General features: G+C 45.1%; 17 protein-coding genes. 8 read left to right on the plus strand and 9 right to left on the minus strand.

Translation table 11 applies throughout. From position 1 onward, the window contains the following. Positions 1–24: 24 nt before the first annotated feature. The 4 genes from L2748_RS18365 to L2748_RS18380 all read left to right on the plus strand — a co-directional run bounded on the left by L2748_RS18365 (position 25) and on the right by L2748_RS18380 (position 3164). Positions 25–330 (plus strand): hypothetical protein, encoded by a 306-nt coding sequence (locus L2748_RS18365; RefSeq protein ID WP_220781912.1) that lies wholly within the window; start codon positions 25–27, stop codon positions 328–330. Between the two features lie 68 nt (positions 331–398). Continuing rightward, positions 399–1082 carry a C39 family peptidase gene (locus L2748_RS18370; protein ID WP_220781913.1) on the plus strand — a complete coding sequence of 228 codons (684 nt, stop codon included), beginning with the start codon at positions 399–401 and terminating at the stop codon, positions 1080–1082. 8 nt (positions 1083–1090) lie between these two features. Continuing rightward, positions 1091–1798: a hypothetical protein gene (locus L2748_RS18375; RefSeq protein ID WP_220781914.1), complete on the plus strand. Its 708-nt coding sequence runs from the start codon at positions 1091–1093 to the stop codon at positions 1796–1798. Between the two features lie 31 nt (positions 1799–1829). Next, the gene (locus L2748_RS18380) at positions 1830–3164 is read left to right on the plus strand and encodes a transporter (RefSeq protein WP_220781915.1); all 1335 of its coding nucleotides are present in this window, start codon (positions 1830–1832) and stop codon (positions 3162–3164) included. Positions 3165–3261: 97 nt separating this feature from the next. On the opposite strand, the gene L2748_RS18385 is transcribed toward L2748_RS18380, so the two are convergent. Further along, on the minus strand, positions 3262–4173 hold the full coding sequence (locus L2748_RS18385) for a LysR family transcriptional regulator (protein WP_220781916.1): 912 nt from the start codon (positions 4171–4173) through the stop codon (positions 3262–3264). Between the two features lie 121 nt (positions 4174–4294). Between L2748_RS18385 and L2748_RS18390 the strand changes: the two genes are divergently transcribed. Beyond that, positions 4295–8851: an ATP-binding protein gene (locus L2748_RS18390; RefSeq protein ID WP_220781917.1), complete on the plus strand. Its 4557-nt coding sequence runs from the start codon at positions 4295–4297 to the stop codon at positions 8849–8851. Between the two features lie 269 nt (positions 8852–9120). Continuing rightward, positions 9121–10101 carry a sensor domain-containing diguanylate cyclase gene (locus tag L2748_RS18395; RefSeq protein ID WP_220781918.1) on the plus strand — a complete coding sequence of 327 codons (981 nt, stop codon included), beginning with the start codon at positions 9121–9123 and terminating at the stop codon, positions 10099–10101. Between the two features lie 78 nt (positions 10102–10179). Here the strand turns inward: L2748_RS18395 and L2748_RS18400 are convergent, their stop codons facing one another. Then, positions 10180–11070 (minus strand): LysR family transcriptional regulator, encoded by an 891-nt coding sequence (locus L2748_RS18400; RefSeq protein ID WP_220781919.1) that lies wholly within the window; start codon positions 11068–11070, stop codon positions 10180–10182. Positions 11071–11185: 115 nt separating this feature from the next. On the opposite strand from L2748_RS18400, the gene L2748_RS18405 reads away from it, so the two are divergent. Further along, positions 11186–11323, plus strand: a complete 138-nt coding sequence (locus tag L2748_RS18405) for a hypothetical protein (protein ID WP_220781920.1) — start codon at positions 11186–11188, stop codon at positions 11321–11323. 20 nt (positions 11324–11343) lie between these two features. Here L2748_RS18405 and L2748_RS18410 read toward each other — a convergent pair whose 3' ends face one another. Next, on the minus strand, positions 11344–11559 hold the full coding sequence (locus L2748_RS18410; protein ID WP_220781921.1) for a TIGR02450 family Trp-rich protein: 216 nt from the start codon (positions 11557–11559) through the stop codon (positions 11344–11346). Positions 11560–11666: 107 nt separating this feature from the next. Then, positions 11667–11927, minus strand: coding sequence for a DUF5062 family protein (locus tag L2748_RS18415; protein ID WP_220781922.1), 261 nt, complete (start codon positions 11925–11927; stop codon positions 11667–11669). A gap of 204 nt (positions 11928–12131) precedes the next feature. On the opposite strand from L2748_RS18415, the gene L2748_RS18420 reads away from it, so the two are divergent. Then, a complete protein-coding gene (locus L2748_RS18420) occupies positions 12132–13010 on the plus strand; it encodes a universal stress protein (RefSeq protein ID WP_220781923.1) in 879 nt (292 codons plus the stop codon). A 78-nt stretch (positions 13011–13088) separates the two neighbouring features. Here the strand turns inward: L2748_RS18420 and L2748_RS18425 are convergent, their stop codons facing one another. The 5 genes from L2748_RS18425 to L2748_RS18445 are packed head-to-tail and all read right to left on the minus strand — an operon-like array spanning position 13089 to position 17956. Next, positions 13089–13514 (minus strand): nitrate reductase cytochrome c-type subunit, encoded by a 426-nt coding sequence (locus L2748_RS18425; RefSeq protein ID WP_012153886.1) that lies wholly within the window; start codon positions 13512–13514, stop codon positions 13089–13091. Continuing rightward, entirely contained in the window at positions 13511–14419 is a 909-nt protein-coding gene (gene napH, locus L2748_RS18430; protein ID WP_220781924.1) for a quinol dehydrogenase ferredoxin subunit NapH, read from the minus strand. The genes L2748_RS18425 and napH overlap by 4 nt, the downstream gene beginning before the upstream one ends. Beyond that, positions 14416–15150 carry a ferredoxin-type protein NapG gene (gene napG / locus L2748_RS18435; RefSeq protein WP_220781925.1) on the minus strand — a complete coding sequence of 245 codons (735 nt, stop codon included), beginning with the start codon at positions 15148–15150 and terminating at the stop codon, positions 14416–14418. The genes napH and napG overlap by 4 nt, the downstream gene beginning before the upstream one ends. Before the next feature lie 60 nt (positions 15151–15210). Beyond that, positions 15211–17691, minus strand: coding sequence for a nitrate reductase catalytic subunit NapA (napA, locus tag L2748_RS18440; protein ID WP_220781926.1), 2481 nt, complete (start codon positions 17689–17691; stop codon positions 15211–15213). Then, on the minus strand, positions 17681–17956 hold the full coding sequence (locus L2748_RS18445) for a chaperone NapD (protein WP_220759036.1): 276 nt from the start codon (positions 17954–17956) through the stop codon (positions 17681–17683). The genes napA and L2748_RS18445 overlap by 11 nt, the downstream gene beginning before the upstream one ends. Positions 17957–17992: the final 36 nt, after the last annotated feature.

Below are 17992 nucleotides of genomic sequence, written 5' to 3' on the forward strand. Positions count from 1 at the left end.
ACGTAGTCATAGGATGTTCTCAGAATGGGATTTGTTCTGAGATTATCTAAACGTTGCCCCTCAAGGAATCCGTCTTATATTGATCGCTTACTACAGTTTACTGAAGAAGGTACGCTATCTCTAGCGGGGACTGTAAGTGGTCAGCTACCTATTTATATTGAAACAGTGACACAGAAAACCACCAATACCGCGACGTTGAGCGGTAATGCGTTTAATGGCGCGTCAGGTAATATTGGCGTGAACATGGCATCTGGCCACGGTAACCTTCAGTCAAATAACCTATCTCTTACAAGTATTAATTCAGGAGGCGCAATCGTTTCCGAAAACTAATACTAAACAAGTCGTGTGATATTTGGCCTGGGCGAAAGCTCAGGCCGCTACATACAAGGAAGTCATCCATGAGATATCTGCTTATTACCTTTGTTCTCTTTGTCTCTTTTAATGTATTTGCCGCAGACATGATGTTGACTGGGATGATCCCTGGCATGGGCAATTACACTAAAAATATCCAAAGCATTAGAGAACGAAAATTTGAGTATGTAGTTCAACAGAGAACGGACTTTTCCTGTGGTGCTGCGAGCTTAGCGAGTATTTTGAAATACAGTTATGGCAAAAGTAGCATGACTGAACATGAAGTCTTGCTCGGTATGTTAGACGTTTCTGACATGGCACTAGTGCAAGAGCAAGGGTTTTCATTATTAGATATGAAGCGATATTTAAACTCACAACATATGCGAGGGCGCGGATATAGAGTTGGAGTGAAAGAGCTTCAACAATTGAAAATACCTGCAATCGTATTATTAAACGACGGTGGCTATAGTCATTTTGTTGTTATGAGAAGGTTTTCGGACAATCGAGTCTACCTAGGTGATCCGGCTCTGGGTAACCGTATTTTAGAGTATGACGAATTTACACAGAAGTGGAATGGCATTGTGTTTGTTGTTATTGGCAATGAGTACATTAAAGACAACCCACTACTTCATCCGAGAGCACAACTAACTTACAACATGCTGAGTCCTATGCAGCCGTTATCTGACGCTGAACTGTTAGAGTTTGGTTTTGAGTATGCAGACATGCTCTAGGAGGCAAAATGCGTTTTTGCTTAGTGACAGGGATCTTATTAGCTAATTCAGTTTTTGCATCAGACATGCAGCTCGATGTGTTTGATGGCAAAGCTCCCTTATTAGATGAAGAATTAGCAGAGTTGAGAGGTAAGTATACTGAGAGTGGCCAAGATTTCTATTTTGGTCTACATATGCAAACCCATTACATCGATGCGAGCGGAGCGGCGCAGCAAGTACAGATGCAAGTGGAAATGTCTAATGCTAGTAGTGGTCCTGCGATGCGGATAACGGTTGCTGATGCGTTAGTTTCAAATGGAGAGGGCTTAACGCTATCTTCAGGCGGTCAGCAGTCTGGTTTGCAGCAACGGATTCAAATTGCCGGTGACTTTAATCGAGTAAACAACCAATTGGATTTTGAGCAAGGAACCCATACACCGTTAGTCGGTGGTATCGAAATTACCATTGGGCAAAACTTGGTGAGCGGCAGTGGCGTAATGTATTCCGCCACAGAAGGGCAACTCGGTTACCAAGTGGGGATGTCATCCGCTTCCTTTGGCCAGGCTGTATCGACTCAAGGCGGAAATGGATATTTATTACAATCGATTAAGGTCGATGGTGCATTTCATCAAATCAGTAATCGCTCACTCATTCGCTATCAAGGTGTCGATATTGGGGTTAAGCAGCGACAAATAATGGGGCAACAGGTACGTGACATTATCGGTGTTGGACTATAGTTTTTTTAAAGCATAAAAAAGGGAAATAGAAATGGATTTTAAATGGACTAAAGTTGCTTTGCTGGTATCCATTTCATGCGTTCACTTTTCAAGTTTTGGGGCGGATGGCGCACAAGCAAAGCAAGCCGAAATGACCGAGGAACAGCAATTGCAGTTGCTAAAACAGCAGTTGATACAGCTGAACCAACAGTTGCAGATGCAGCAAAGGGCCATTAACCAAATGGCGCAACAAGTGCTATCTAAAGAAGCACAACTAAAGCAAGGCGCAGCCACTGCTGCTAAACAACCGCAGCAACGGCGCCAACAAACACAAGCAGCTCAACAGCCAATTGAAAGGGCGCCGCAACAGCCAACTCAAATAGCCAGTTCTCAGGCAGCCGCTCAAACCGCAGCGCAGCCTAGTGTAAAGAAAGAGCCTGAACGTTCACGCAGTACAGAAGATGTGCTGCAAGAAGCGCACAATGTATTTGACCGTAAACTGACTATCGAGCCCTCTTTAACCTACAGTTATTACGGACGAAAGGATTTAGTGTTACGTGGCTTTTTAGCCTTGGATGCGATTTTTCTCGGTAATCTTAATCTAGATAGAATTCGCTCTAATACAGTGCAGCTGGATCTCACCACGCGTTATACCTTAAATGATAGTTGGCAGTTTGAAATGGCGATGCCATTCGTTTACCGGCTTAATAAATATGAGTCAGTAGGTGAAGGTAACTCGAGCCAGCTGTATGAATCAGCTGATGTAGAAGGCGCACAAATCGGTGACATGAGCGTTGCCGCTTACTATCGAATAATGACAGAAGGTGACGGTTGGCCTGATTGGGTGTGGAACGTCAGAGTGCGAATGCCTACAGGCACCGATCCTTTTGGTATTAACTTAGAGTCATCCGAGTCCGGTAATTTAACGTATCCAGATCAAATCGCCACGGGCGCAGGTGTGTGGGGCATTTCAACCGGCTTTAGCTTAGCGAAAACCTATGATCCAGCAATTGTATTTTTTAACCTAAATTACGGTACTTTTCTTTCGGAAGAATATGGCGATTTATCGGGCCTTCCAGGATTATCTCCGGGAGAGATTGATTTAGGTGATTATATAGATTACAGCTTGGGGTTAGCTTTTGCCGTGTCGGAGCGTATGAGTATTGGTATGAGCTTTAATCAGCGCTTCTTTACTAAAACCCGCCAAAAGCCGTTAGGTGGACAATGGCAAGATATTGCCCGTACTGATACCAACACGGCTAATCTAGGTTTAGGTGCCACGCTAGCCTTGACTGAAAACTTTTCTATGGTTACCAGCATAGGCGCCGGATTAACTGAAGATTCACCTGATTATCAGATTAGCTTGCGTTTCCCTTACCGTTTTTAATCGGCTAAAGCGGTATGGATTTACCATATAAATTAAGCGCCTTGATAGGCGCTTTTTTACATAGGCAGGTTACATAAGCAGATTTACATCAGCAGGTTTACATCATTAGGGACTGTAACGACTCTTGGCTAGTAAAGCGTTTATGGAAGAAGTCTAGAAACACGCTGATGTTAGTCGCTAATTGACGACGGCTAGAGTACACGCCATAAACCTTAAAGGCTTCCATCGGCCATTCTTGCAAAATAGGCACCAGTGAGCCGCTAGCGAGCTCATTTTTACAAACTGAGTTGGATAGCATAGCAATGCCAAAATCATCCATCACTAACTGCTTTACCATGACCGCACTATTGACCCTGACTTTACGCTGAAAGTTAACCATGGTTTTTCTAGCGCCTTTACCAAGGGGCCAAATGGGCGCTGAGCGCGAGGTACCAAGCAAAATACCGCTGTGTTCAGCTAGGTCTTGCGGGGTTGCAGGGGTGCCGTGGACTTTTAAGTATCCGGGGCTGGCAACCAAAATAGGCTGACGCTCGAACAATAATCTGGCAACTAAATCGGATGACTGCAGCGGACCATATTTAATCGCAATGTCGTAGCCTTCACCAACCAAGCCTACTTCGCTGTCGGTAAACTGCACATCGAGTTCAACGTTTGGATACAGACGTAAAAAGCCACTACAAAGGGTAGCGATTAATTCTTGGCTGAAAGACACGGGAATAGCAACACGTAGCAAACCAGAGACGTCATTATGGGTATTCTCTACCGTGGCTTTTGCAGCTTCAATTTCATCGTTTATACTGGAGCAGTGTTGATAAAACAGCGCGCCGACTTGGGTCAAGCTAAGGTTACGAGTATCTCGTTGCAAAAGTCGTACACCAAGCTGTTCTTCTAGCTGAGCAACTTTACGACTAATGGTTGATTTTGGCATGCCAATTTCACGGGCAGCTTGAGAGAAACCTTTGGCTCTAACTACCGCTGCAAAGAGCATCATACCGTTTAAATCTGGCATGTTATCTCCACTGTCTCAAATATGGAACAAAGCGTCTAGCGCAGTTTAATAGCAATTGACAGGATAACACAGTTATATTTACGGGCTAAAAATTTCAGAGGCTAAAGCAGAGGATCTTTCGATGACCAGCAAAAATCAGCCCGCTAACATGACTCAAGTGCAAACTGCCGATCCGCTTTTTCTAAAAGCAGAGCAGTTAGCAAAAGACTTTTCACTGTTCCCAGAACACAGTAAGCAGTCGCTTTCTGATGAAGTTAAGGGTCTTTTAGACGACGATGCGATTCAAGCCAACCTAAAAGATTTGGCACAGCTAGACGTTGACGGTTATGTCACAAAGGTGATTCAACCCACTCAAGATAAAAACCGCCCAGGTGCTAAGCGCATCATCGCGGACTTAAAAGGTAAGCTTGTTACCGAAACCCATATTGGCCCTTTTTATAGTGCAGAGATCGAACTGAATTTTGGATCTCGTACTCGCCGTATCGGTTTTGTCGCGCAAGAGCGTACTACAGCTAACGGTGCATGGATGCCTGAGCATCACATCGCATGTTGTAAAGCGATTCGCCATTTTGCTGAACTGTCTATGCCGATCGTTTATCTTATCGACACTCCTGGTGCCGATGCGGGTGAAGTGGCAAACAGCCAAAACCAAGCACATTCAATTTCTAAAGCGATTGCCGAGAGCGCTAACGTTGACGTACCAACTGTTGGTATCGTTATCGGTGCGGGTTACTCAGGTGGTGCTATTCCACTTGCTGCTGCGAACATTTTATTGTCGCTACGTGATGGTATTTTTAACACCATTCAGCCACAAGGCTTGCAAAGCATCGCACGTAAGTACAACTTGTCTTGGCAGGAATGTGCTAAATCAGTGGGTGTATCACCTGAAGAACTTTATACCTCAGGTTGCATCGATGGTATTGTTGATTTCTCGCCATCTGATAAAGATGAGCGTCAGCACAATCTGCGCCGTGCGATTATCAGCAGTATCGAAGCGGTAGAAAAAGCGGCGGTTAACTTTGTTCGTGAATCTGAAGATTTACGTGAGCATTATGACCGCAGTTTAGCGCGTTTCCTTAGCCCATCTAAGAATCTTGAAGCGTTAGAGCTTAATGCAGAGCTTGCGGTTGCTAACAACCCAACGATGCACTTGAACCTATTTGGCAGCACTTACCGTTACTTGCGTTACCTAACACTACGTAGTCGTATCCATTCTATCTCGCAAGAGCAGTATGGTCGTCTATCTAAGGTCAGCGTACCTGAAGGTGACTTGCTAGCACGTATTCAGCAAGAGCAAGATCGTGTATTCCAATCTTGGTTATCAAGCCCTGATAAATTGGTTTACGACGAAGACCTAAACAAGCTTTGGGGTAACTTCATCGCTAAGCGTGATGATGTATCGACTGAGCGTAACATGCTAACGCGTTTGATTTTGGGTGAGCCAAAAGAGAATTATAAGAAAGCACGTAAAGCACTTATCTTTAACATCAGTTGGTCGCTATACCATCGTTGGAAAGGTAATGCAGAAAACAACTTTAAAGGTCTGATCAACTACCTAGAAACGCTTCCATCAGAAGTGACTCAAGCTGATTGGCCTGAGCTAAACAAGCTGACTGTACTTGACGTGATCATTCACGACGAGCTACGTGAAGACTTTATTTGGCAGTGTCATAACATTCTTGTTTTCAACGCACTTTACGACAACGTAGTCGGTAACTTAGCGTCAATCGCTAAAGAAGCTATGATGTCTAAGAGCTTGTCACGTAACTCAGTTGATAACCTATTGCATGAGTCAATTGACCGCGCTTTATCAACCCAAAACGTGGCGAACGATAAGAACAAGTTCTACAAGTGGCTGAAGTACTTTATGACTCAGTCAAACCGCGCTGAACTGCTGACTCGTACCGAGCAGTGGAAGAGTGTTGGTTTCCCACAATTAAACGACAGTCTGTTCGTTATCCTAACTTACTTCTTTGAGCGTCTACTGCCTGAGTACTTCGACAGTGAAGAAGAGAGCGGTGAATACACTGGCGCGATTAACCCTGTGCGTATTGGTCGTCGTAAAGACTTCTGGAACCGTTTGACCATGGGTTATCAAGATTTGCTGATCCAAAAAGTACTGCGTGATGAAAAGCGCGCAGGCAAAATGGGCTGGGACGCAATTGTTGCTAAGTTCTTCACTGAGTTTGAAGAAATTAACGGCGACAAAATTTCAGCTAACTTGCTTAACTTCCCGGGTTTCCGTTTATCAATCGAAGATGCGCTAGACAAGGGGATTCGTCCATGTGGTTTGATAACTGGTCTTGCTGATTTCGATCATAACGGCCAGCCAATGCGCGTGGGTGTGGCGGTATCGAACACTGCATTCCAAGCGGGTGCGTTTGATATGGCGGCAGCTGAGAAATTCAGCGCACTATTGATTGAATGTGCTAAGCGTAAGCTGCCGGTTATCTGTTTCATCAGCTCTGGTGGTATGCAGACAAAAGAAGGTGCTGCGGCACTATTCTCAATGGCTGTAGTGAACGACCGTATTACTCGTTTTATTCGTGATAACGAATTGCCAGTATTAATGTTTGGTTACGGTGACTGTACCGGTGGTGCACAGGCGAGTTTTGTAACTCACCCATTAGTACAAACTTACTATCTATCTGGCACAAACATGCCATTTGCTGGCCAAATGGTTGTACCTGCGTACTTGCCATCAACCTCTACCTTGTCTAACTACTTGTCTAAAGTACCGGGCGCGATGGATGCATTGGTGACTAATCCATTCAGCGACACGATTGATGCACAGCTACAAAGCATTGACCCGTTAATGCCTAAACCAACAGCTAAAATTGTGGATGTGATTGGTAGTGCTGTATCGACTCTAGTCCCTGAAAGACTGATTACTGAAGAAGAAATTGTTCAGGACGATCCACGCCAGCTAATGAAGCCAATTGAAAAAGTCTTGGTTCATGCTCGTGGTTGTACTGCGGTTAAGCTTATCCGTAAGGCGCACGACAACAACATTAACGTGGTACTGGTTGCATCAGATCCTGATATGACTTCGGTACCAGCGGACATGCTAAAAGGCGACGATAAGCTAGTTTGTATCGGTGGTAACACCTCTGATGAAAGTTACCTAAACGCATACTCAGTACTAAAAGTGGCTGAATATGAAAACGTTGATGCATTGCACCCAGGTATTGGTTTCCTATCGGAAAGCCCACAGTTTGCCGCACTTTGTGTTAACAATGGCGTTAACTTTGTCGGCCCAAGCGTGCACAGCATGACGACTATGGGTAACAAGTCGAACGCAATTAAGACCTCGCAGGCGCAAAACGTACCAGTTGTTCCTGGTAGTCACGGTATTTTGAATAACGCTGAGCAAGCGGTAAACGTTGCTAGCGAAATTGGTTACCCAGTATTGCTTAAAGCGGTACAAGGTGGTGGCGGTAAAGGTATCCAGGTTGTTGAACGTCCTGGCGACATGATCTCCTTGTTCCAAAAGACTTCTACCGAAGCGGCTGCAGCATTTGGTAACGGTGATCTTTATCTAGAGAAGTATGTAACTTCACTACGTCACATCGAAGTCCAGTTACTACGTGACCAGTTTGGTAACACTAAAGTATTGGGTCTACGTGACTGTTCTGTGCAGCGTAACAACCAGAAAGTGGTTGAAGAGTCTGGTTCAACCATGTTGCCAGATGAGCTTAAGCAACGCGTAATGGAATACACTCGTGCACTGGGTGATGCGACTGACTACATGGGCGCAGGTACGGTTGAATTCATCTATAACTTAGACGCGAATGAAGTCTACTTTATGGAGATGAACACGCGTCTACAAGTTGAGCATCCAGTTACAGAAGCCACTTCTGGTATTGATATCGTAAGCGCAGGTTTTGATATCGCAGCGGGTCGTTCGATTGCAGAACTTGAGCCACAAGATATTGGCTACGCGATGGAAGTACGTGTAACGGCTGAGAAAGCGGCGCTTGATAGCAATGGCGTACTGCAATTACTGCCGTACCCAGGCCTAATCACTGAGTACCAGATGCCAGAGCGTGATGACATCGAAATCATCTCAATTGCCGGCGAAGGTAAAGAGGTTTCTCCTTACTACGACAGCTTGATTGCACAGATTATTTGTCGCGGTGAAAGTCGTGAAGATGTGATCACTAAGCTACATGATTACCTAGCTAATCAAGTGGTGATTAAAGGTATCGCGACTAACATTCCATTGTTAACGCGCATCCTTAAAGATGGCACCTTTAATGAAGGCGTATACGACACTAACTACCTACCACGCTTTATGGCTGAGCTAGACGTGCCAGAGATGATTGCTGAGATGGAAGCGGCGGCAGAAACCGTTGGCGTAGATACAGCATCTCTGCGTGTTGGTGAGAGTAATGAGCTTAAAGTGATGGCGCAGGGCGCAGGTATCTTCTATACCTCTCCAGCACCGGGTGAAGCAGACTTCGTTAAAGAAGGTGACATTGTTACTGTAGATCAGACTTTAGCGCTTACAGAAGCAATGAAGATGTTCTCGCAGGTGACGCTAGCTGGCTTTAACCGTAAGAATGCCGTATTGTACCCTGAAGACCAGCAGTACCGTATTGAGCGTATTCTTAACAGTAACGGTCAGCAGGTATCGCAAGGTGAATTACTATTTGTCGTTTCACCAGTAGCTAAGTAAAACAGCCATGTTTACTGGGCGGTATAAACTGCCCAGTTAATATGTTGTCATTGTTTTAACGACTAATAAAAGCCCGTCAATATTTAGGTATTGGCGGGCTTTTTGTTTAGGGCATTTGGTAAACGTAAATATGAACCCAATACCTAGTTTGACCTTGAAAAAATAGTTCACAACAGCACTGGTTTGCCTTGTATCACCTTATGCGTTAGCTTGTCCTAATGCTATATGAGGTATAGAGGGAAGTAACATTTTGTTGATGGGCTTAGGTCATGGACAAGGATAACAAATCGCTGGTAAAGCTAAATGCGTTAGTCGCGAAATTACAGCAGAGTAATGCTCAGCTCGAACAAGAAAACTTGCGATTAAATCAAGAAAAAAAGTTGCTGGAACAAAAGCTTAATGCCGCACTTGATGGCACGGGGTTGTGCCTGTGGGAGCAACACATTCCTAGCGGCAATTTAACCATGTTCAATATGGAGTGGGGCTCATTACTCGGTTATACCATTGATGAGATGGCGGCGCATGTCGATAGTTGGAAAGGCAATCTGCATCCTGATGACAGACAATGGGTGATCGCTAATTTTGAAGACCATGTGAGCGGCAAAACAGATTCTTACGATGTGACCCATAGAATGGTCCATAAAGACGGTACTGTTAGTTGGGTGTCAGACCGAGGAAGAGTGATTGAGTTTGGCGACAATGGTGAGCCAATACGTATTATGGGGACTCATGTCGATATCACTAAAGAAAAACGCTACGAGTTAGAGTTAGCCAAGCTTGCTCATCGTGACCCGCTCACTGATTTACTTAATCGAAAAGCATTATTAGAAGCGTTTGAGTTACAGCGTAAGCAAGTTAATGCTGGAGCGCTTATGTTTATCGATCTCGATGACTTTAAGTCGAATAACGACCGTTATGGGCATAAGTTTGGTGATAGTGTATTGATAAAGATCGCTGAGACGCTGCAGCTTAAAGTTCCAGAATCAAACGCAATTGCCAGAATCGGTGGAGATGAGTTTGTAATTCTTTTAGAGTCTGCAGATCCGGTTAAGCTTTCACTCATTGCTGACCGGATATTAACTGCTTTTGGCTTAAGCTTAGTTATTGAAAATAAAACTATTCAAATTGGCATGAGTATCGGGATCAGTTTATTCACTACGCAATCTTTTGCCGAGATCTGTGAGCAAGCCGATCACGCTATGTATGAAGTAAAACGCCAAGGTAAAAATAGTTATCTATTTCATCAGTAATAACGGCTAAAAGCGCTAGGGTGCAATTAATGCTAGCTATTGCTGCAGTCCTAATTCTTCTTGAACTATTTTTTAATGTTAATTTTCAGGGCTTAATTCTTGGCTTAAATGAATAAAGCTTTCTGCTGCTGGGGTTAATGGTAAATTTTTACGCCAAATTAAAGCCAAGTCCCAAGTAAGGCCTGGTGATAATGGTCGATATGCTAATTGAGTAGAGTTCACTTTTTGACAAATAGGCTCAGGTAATATTGCTAGCCCCATTTTTGATTCAACCATAGCGGCAATAAAATCCCATTGGCCGCTTTGCGCTGCGATGTTGAGTTCGATATTGGCTTTATGGGTCAGTCGACGAATAAGTTTTGCGAGCGAGAAGTCATCGTTGTAAAGAATAAAAGGATAGTCGGCTAAGTCTGACCAAGAAATCGATGCTTTTTTAGTGAGAATATGATCTGCGGGTAGGCAAGCAAATAGCGGATAGCCTCCAATATTATGACTACAAAAATCTTGTGTATGAGTAGTCGGTAAAGCCGTAAAAGTAAGATCTAGCGTATCATTCAGTAAAGCTTGCTCAGCGGCAAAGCCACCGAGTTCAACAATACTTACATCTATCCGTGGGAAACGCAGTCTGTACTTTGATAGCAGATCAATGACCATTTCTCCCATCATAGGGCATACCCCCAAGCGTAGCTGCCCGGTTTGCAATCCGTTTAAGCTATTCATCTCTTCTTGCAAACGATGCCACTGTCCAACTATCTGTTTGGCACTAGTTTCAAGTAAGCGCCCAGCCTCGGTTGCAATGACTTTTTGATTATTGCGGATCAGTAATGGCTGCTCTAAATGATCCTCTAACCGCTGGATCATCTTGGTTAAAGTTGGTTGAGTCAGGTGTAATCTTTCTGCCGCACGGGTGTAATTACCGACTTCAAGTAAGGTAATGAAACAGTGCAAACTTTTGATCTGAATGTTCATGCTTATTTGGAATCCACTTAATAATAACTATTCATTTTACTAATAGTTTGGAGGCGGTTACTTTAGCACCAATTAAGCAGTTTTGTTTGTTTTTAACACATTAATGGGATCTACAATGAAGTCATATCAAGGTTTATTTGCTCAAGCTCTGTACCTAGCAGCTAAACCATTAGACAAAGAGCAGAAGCAAAAATTAGCAGCACGTTCAGTCCAGCGTCGTGATCCGGGGCAAGCAAACACAAAGCAGGCTTAACCTCGCCTGCTTGTATATTGTTATTTCCAGCCCATAAGCCAGTCAGTCTCTTGTGTTAACTCGCGCCAATCAATTGAGAATTCAGCGCGAGTCAGCACAGCTTCTATCAAACATAAACTCACCTCGCCAAGTTCATCAAATTTCACTTTAGTTACAATGAAGTGCTTCTGTCTTTGCTTTGGTTTTACAGCTGTCCACTTGCTATGTAGTAGCTTTTTTGGATTAATTTGATTCATAAACATCTATTACGAATAGACTTGGAAAATAGATCTTTTGTTTAGGGCTTAATGGTTTCAGTCTCCACTACCGTGTGGTGCAGAGACTGAAAAAGCGAGTAGAGATATTAGTTGAGCAGCTCATGATCGGCTGGTAACTGGCGGCTTATCCATAGCACTAATTTATGCTTCATATTCGGGCCGTCTTCTTTGTCTTTTGGAAGTGCTTGAATAAGGTTGTCTTGCACTAATAAGCGGTAAATACATTCGACCTTGTCTTTGGGGGAGATCCCTTGGCCAAAATCGGCAAAGCCTCTTTTCTTGGCGTAGCCAACACCAATTTCCATCGCGAGTTTCAGTAGTTGTGCATCGTGCTTACCTGACTTCATATAGACGCTTCTTCTATCGATTTATGTCCCCCTACATTACCTAAGTTATTGTTAATGGCAATAGCCAGTTAGCCAATTATCTTCAGTGGAATAGTCAAAACAATGAGCTTGATCTAGGTCATGAAATACGCCATATCTGCTCCACCTATATCTAAGATTTGCTAAGCTAAAATTAGGATAAGGATAATCAGCAGAGGTGACTTCATGGGTAAAGTGTTAGTGATTTCGCAGCGGCAAGAAGCACATATTAATGCCGTGGTAAAAGGTGTTGAATTAGCTAAGTTACTTGGTAAACGCGCCGAGGTATTTGCATATAGTTTTGAATACTTTGGCGATGCCGAGTTTTATAATCCTAAGTTCGTCGCGGTAGCACAAAAGCACGTGATGAAGCAGCGTGAGGCTAAAATAGAGCAAATGCTGCAGGATATTGATGAGCAAGACACACCGATCCACAGCGTGTGGAGTAAAGATTTATTTGAACATGCCTGTCATCATTCAAAGCGCCATGGCTTTGATCTTATCGTAAAGGCGGTACATCACGCCGATCATTATCTGCCTGTCGACTGGAGTCTCATTCGCCACACTCGCGTGCCACTCATGCTGTTAACCGACAACCCATTGCATAAAGGTAATAGCGTAATGATGGCGCTGGATCTAGACAGTAAAAAGACCTTAAAGCAACAGCTTAATCAGGCGGTGATCCGCCAAGCAACCGCGCTGGCACAGGCTACAGGCAGCCAATTACATTTGGCGTACGTGATCCGCTTGCCACAGATTATCCATGATATGGAAATTGTCGATACCCATGCGTTAGTGCGAGAAGCTAAGCAAAGGCATCAGTCATTATTCGATGAGCTTAACTTAACTGATGACTGTGTGCATATTACGGTCGGCGAGCCCGACTTGTGTTTGTATCAGTTAGCTTGCCAGCATAAAGTGCAATATCTGGTGCTTGGTGCAGTGCAACGTCAAGGCGTTTATGCTTATGTGGTGGGTAATATGGCTGAGTCTATTTTAAGTCGTACTCGCAGCAATGTATTAATCGTGCCAGCAAGAGAAGGGCAATTACTGCCGATTGAATAAGCTAAGGGTATCTGCACCAACAAAAAAACCACCTCAAATGAGGTGGTTTTTACTGTCTAAACAAGCCCGCTATCGGGATTAGTTAGTTGAAAATTCGTTTTCAACTAAGTGCTGCTTATTTTCTGCTTGAGGCGTGTGACATTGAGTACAGTTGTAGTACTCGTTGTTTAACTTGCCGTCGGCCAACATATGCGATGGATCAACCGCAGTCGCCTTCATACGTTTTGCTTTTGCAGGGCTATGACAGCTGATACAGCCATTACGCTTAAGCGTTATTGGGTAGTCTGCTTTGTGCGGGATCATCGGTGGTTGATGTACAAAAGTACGTTCAATAGATTTACCACGCTTTGGATATAGCGGCGCAGGATCGGCAGCGCGAATATCGGTGATCTCAGACTTACCCAGTGAGCTAATGTTCACAGGTTCGGCTTGAGTATTTGCTTGCTGACCAGAGCAAGCACTAAGCGCCATTACTAGCGCAGCTAAGGTGAGTACTTTTTTCATTGGTTGTTCTCCGCCTTTAGGGCAATTCGATTTTGATTCTTTCGATTCTGAAACTGGAAAACGCGTTGGGCGCAAACGTCGATACAACGGCCGCATTGAGTGCAATCACTGTTGGTGATCATAGGTTGCTTACCTTTGAGTGCAGGCTTTAATACCTGTCTTTCAGGGCATACAACAAAGCAATCCATACAGTTGTCGCAATCTTTTGCGTTTACAGCAGATACTTTTACCGGACTCACTTTGCCGAGTAGGCCAAAGAGTGCACCTGTTGGGCACAAATGCCCACACCATGCTCGCTCACTGATAAATAAGTCCAGTAAGAAGATAGCGGCCAAAATCCATAAACCGCTGCCAGCGCCAAATAGCGCAGCACGGTACAATACAGGAACAGGGTTAACCCATTCCCATACCGTTAGGCCGGTCATTACAGGCAATAGCAGTACGAGCGCAAGTAGGTAATAGCGTAAGTTTCTTGGCATCTCTGAGGTGCGAGGCAAGTTCATCTTACGGCGTAACCAACTCGCTAAGTCTGTCACCATGTTCACGGGGCAGACCCAGCTACAAAATACTCGACCACCTAATACTGCGTAAAACAGCGCAATAATAACGGCACCTAGTATTAGGCTTAACTCGGGTAAATGGCCTGTCATCAACACCTGCAAAGTGGCAAGTGGATCTGACAATGGCACAACGCCAAAGAGTTCGCTGGCAGAAAGGTTGCCTTTAAGCAGCCAAACGCCAGCCCACGTTGCGATAAAGGGGCTAAGGGCAAACAATGCAAAGACACTGACTTGACTAATGCGGCGTAAGAATAAGAACTTGTGGGCACGCCACCAGCCTAACTCTTTTACTGCCGCAGTTGCAAAGCCACGTGTTGTCGGTTTTTGCTTTAGTGTCTGGCTCATAATTCAAGCCCCTTGTTTAGCATCTCAAGCGTGGTCTCTTCGGTGTTGATATAGGTATCGTGTGCAGCCGTTTTTCCAACCGCAATATGAGCAGGTAACACTTTGATAGCAGCTTGCTCTAACACACAAGCATGTTCACATTTACCGCAGCCTGTGCAGCTGTCGCTGTTGACCGTAGGTAAAAACATGGCGTGATGACCGCTGCGCTCATTGTGCTGCATTTCCAGGGTTATAGCGTCGTCGATTAGCGGGCAAACCCGGTAACAAACATCACAACGTAGCCCTTTAAAGTTAAGGCAATTTTTCTCATCAATTAAGACTGCAACTCCCATCTTCGAGTCTTCAATATCCGTTAAAGCGTGATCCAGCGAGCCCGATGGGCAAGCTTTAACACAAGGGATATCTTCACACATCTCACAGGGGATCTTACGTGCGGTAAAGTAAGGCGTGCCTGTCGGGGCACCTTCAAACCAGCGGGCCAGTTTTAGGGTGTCGTAAGGGCAGGCGTCTACACATAAACCGCAGCGTACACAGGCTGAAAGAAAATCGTCTTCACTTAATGCACCTGGCGGCCTTATCGCGAGTGGGTCTAACTGGCTCGATTGCTTAGCAACTGCCGTTAATCCCATTCCAAGTAAACCCATTGCGCAGCTAGCTTTTGCCGAAGTGGCTAAAAACTGACGGCGATTAACGCCTTTAGCTGTGAACTTACTGTGATTGACCATACTCATTTGCGTTAGTTTTCTCCGCTTTCGCTCAAGCGATTAAAGTTAATTTTGTTAGTGGAAAGCTTATGCTTTCATCACTTTAACTGGACACTTCTTGAAGTCTGTCTCTTTTGACAGCGGATCAGTCGCATCAAGTATTAACTTGTTGACCAGCTGACGCGCATCGAAGAATGGCATAAACGCCACGCCTCTAGGCGGCTTGTTGCGGCCTTTTGTTTCAACACGGGTTTTCACTTCGCCGCGAGGAGACGCCACAATCACTTCATCACCACGTTTAAGACCACGGGCTTTAGCGTCTTCAGGATGCATAAAAATCTGTGCATCTGGGTAAGCGCGGTAAAGCTCTGGCACACGTGCTGTCATTGAGCCTGTATGCCAATGTTCAAGTACACGACCGGTTGATAACCAGATATCGTACTCTTCATTCGGCTCTTCAGCTGCAGGCTCATATGGTAGGGCGAAAATCACCGCTTTACCGTCAGGCTTACCGTAGAAGTCGAATTCCTTGTCGCCTTTAACGTAAGGATCACCCTTAGAGAAGCGGCGTAGGGTTTCTTTACCATCAACTACTGGCCAGCGTAGACCGCGAGATTCATGGTAAGCATCGAAGTTAGCTAAATCGTGAGCGTGGCCGCGACCAAACTGGGCGTATTCTTCGAATAGGCCTTTTTGTACGTAGAAACCAAATGCTTCAGACTCGTCGTTGTACTCGCCTTTACATTCGCTTGCTGGGAACTTGTCGACGACGCCGTTGGCATAAAGCACGTCAAATAGGGTTTTATCAGCCAGTTCAGGTTGCTTAGCAATCAGTTCAGCAGGCCATACTTCAGACACCTTAAAGCGCTTAGAGAACTCCATTAGCTGCCACAAGTCAGACTTAGCGCCTTCTGGTGCTTTAACTTGCTGGTGCCACATGTGAGTACGACGCTCTGCGTTACCGTAAGCCCCTTCTTTTTCTACCCACATTGCTGTTGGCAGAATCAAGTCGGCTGCCATTGCAGTGACTGTTGGGTATGGATCAGACACCACGATGAAGTTTTCTGGGTTACGGAAACCAGGGTACATTTCGTCGTTAATGTTCGGGCCGGCTTGCATGTTGTTGGTACACATAGTCCAGTAACAGTTCAGCTTGCCATCTTTAAGCATGCGGCTCTGTAGTACCGCGTGGAAACCAGGCTTTGGCGGAATAGTGCCTTGTGGTACTTGCCATAGCTTCTCAGTAATTTCACGGTGCTTAGGATTCATCACCACCATGTCTGCTGGCAGACGGTGGGCGAATGTCCCCACTTCACGTGCAGTACCACAAGCTGATGGCTGACCTGTTAGTGAGAACGGGCTGTTACCAGGAGTGGCAATCTTACCGGTTAGCAAGTGGATGTTATAAAGCATGTTGTTGGCCCACACACCACGGGTGTGTTGGTTAATACCCATGGTCCACAAGCTCATCATTTTCACGTTTGGATCGGCGTAAGCTTTCGCCATTAGCTCTAGCTTTTCTGGTTCAACACCACTCATTTCAGCTGCGTATTCAAGCGTGTAAGTGCTTACGAATTTAGCGTACTCGTCAAAACTGATTGGTGCGAACTTACCGTTACCAGGGTTCTTGGCTTTCTTTTCAAGCGGATGATCTGGACGTAGACCGTAACCGATATCGTCAGTACCCAATGCAAAGGTGGTATGCTTGTTCACGAAGTCTTTGTTTACTGCATCGTTTTGAATGATGTAGTTAGCAATGTAGTTAAGGATCACCAAGTCAGACTGTGGACGGAACACCATGGCGTTGTCTGCTAAGTCGAAGCTACGGTTTTCGAACGTCGATAACACATGCACACGGCTTGTTGGGCTGCTTAAACGGCGGTCAGATAAGCGTGCCCAAAGGATTGGGTGCATCTCAGCCATGTTGGCGCCCCAAAGTGCGAATTGGTCTGCCGCTTCTAAGTCATCGTAACAACCCATTGGCTCATCAATGCCAAAGGTACGCATAAAGCCTACAACCGCTGATGCCATACAATGGCGCGCATTCGGGTCGATGTTGTTAGTTAAGAAACCGGCTTTATGCAGTTTAGAGGCAGCGTAGCCTTCCCAAACAGTCCACTGACCAGAACCAAACATACCAACGGCTGTTGGGCCTTTGGTTTTAAGGGTGTCTTTCCACTTTTCAGCCATGATGTCGAAAGCGCTATCCCAGCTGATTGGGGTGAACTCGCCTTCTTTATCATATTGACCGTCTTTCATACGTAGAAGCGGTGTAGTGAGGCGATCTTTACCGTACATGATTTTAGAAAGGAAGTAGCCTTTAATACAGTTAAGACCTTTGTTCACAGGGCTTTCAGGGTCACCTTTGGTGGCGACCACTTTGCCATTGTCAGTGCCCACTAGAACACTACAACCTACGCCACAAAAACGACAAGGTGCTTTGTCCCACTTGATGCTATCTTTTTGCTCTGCAGCTTCAACTATCTTAACTGGCAGAGTCGCGCCTACGGCTGTTGCGGCAGCAACGGCGGCGTTGGCTTTTAGAAACTCGCGACGGCTAATGCTCATGGTGTTCCTCACTCTTTTTTTCTACTGGATCGACTTGATGATAAATAAGACTGCTATTAAGCACGCCTTCAAGGGCGTTAATTGCTTCTACGCTATCGAGGATGGCGCGTTGGGTGTCACCTTCAACGGTGACAACAAACTTACCTTCGTCAGTAACGGCATGGATTTCGGTGCCTGACAGTGCTGAGATCCTGTTGTTAATCTCAGCTACAGCATGTGGTGCGGCGTGCACAACTAGGCTGGTAATATGAAATTCTTGGCTCATCTGTTTACCTTCTGTGATTTGGCAAATAACACTCAT

This window comes from Shewanella sairae (assembly GCF_023283535.1).
Taxonomy (GTDB): domain Bacteria; phylum Pseudomonadota; class Gammaproteobacteria; order Enterobacterales; family Shewanellaceae; genus Shewanella; species Shewanella sairae.